The organism is Kordia jejudonensis, from assembly GCF_001005315.1.
GTDB classification, from domain to species: Bacteria; Bacteroidota; Bacteroidia; order Flavobacteriales; family Flavobacteriaceae; genus Kordia; species Kordia jejudonensis.
The window spans coordinates 1-994 of sequence record NZ_LBMG01000155.1 but is presented as its reverse complement, the minus strand read 5'-3'; the positions used below and the strand labels follow the sequence as shown (position 1 = coordinate 994).

Here is a 994-nt window from a genome sequence, read left to right as displayed (position 1 = left end):
AAAGGTTAAGTAATTCGTTGACACTTTTGGTTAAACTTATTGGGAGCTACACCATTTAAAGCTTGGTGTGGTCTCTCCTGATTATAATAATATAAATATTGTAAAATTTCTTCTTTTAAATGTTCTTTAGACTCAAAAAAAGTTTCTCTAATTAGATCTTCTTCAATTGTTCTCCAAAACCTTTCAATCTTTCCATTTGTTTGTGGTCTATAAGGTCTAATATATCGATGCTTTATTTCTAATTCTTCTAACATCCTTTCAAAGGCATGATTATTTTTAGATTTGCTTGTTTTCTTTCCAAATTCAGGACCATTATCTGTTAAGGCTTCTTTGAATTTAATGTTGTAATGAGTGGCTAGAATGTTAAAGCTTTTCAAGCCTGCAAACATTGTTGTTAGGGCAGTAATATCTTCTGTTAATTCTACCCATGCTACTCGAGTACAAGAATCTATTATCCCATACAAATAATATCTTTTATTGGGTTGTGATTGCACAACTCCTTTACGCAAATAATGAGTGTCTATATGGGCTAGCTCTCCTGCTTTTTCTTTTATAATACGACGCTTTTCTGATTGCATTTTTGGTGTTAATCTATTTAAACCATAGCGTTTAGTAATATTATAAACACCAGATGGTGATGGCGTAAATTGCTTTAGTTTAGGTTTTAATATACAACTTATTTCATATTTGTTATTCCCTTTTTTTCGTAAAGAAATTACTTGACGTTCTATAAAAGGAATCGGTCTTCTACTTTTCCATTTTGGACCTCGCTTTTGAGGTAATAAATCTTTTAAATTATTGCTCTGTTTAAAGCGATTATAATATTTTAAAAAACTGCGACGATCTATCCCATTTGCTTTATAAAAATCCTTGGCAAATCGATAGGAACTATGTTGCTTATTTTTTACTAATTCATATTCTTTTATCAAAAATTGATATTTCTGAAGATAATTCCTAGCTAGTGTCAAATCATTGGTATCTATTCGCATGACTT

The 994-nt window shown here is 30.3% G+C and carries 1 protein-coding gene; it reads right to left on the bottom strand.

The features are described 5' to 3' along the window. Positions 1-5 precede the first annotated feature (5 nt). The coding region (locus AA089_RS23100; protein ID WP_046759391.1) for an integrase core domain-containing protein at positions 6-994 on the bottom strand (989 nt) is incomplete at its 5' end.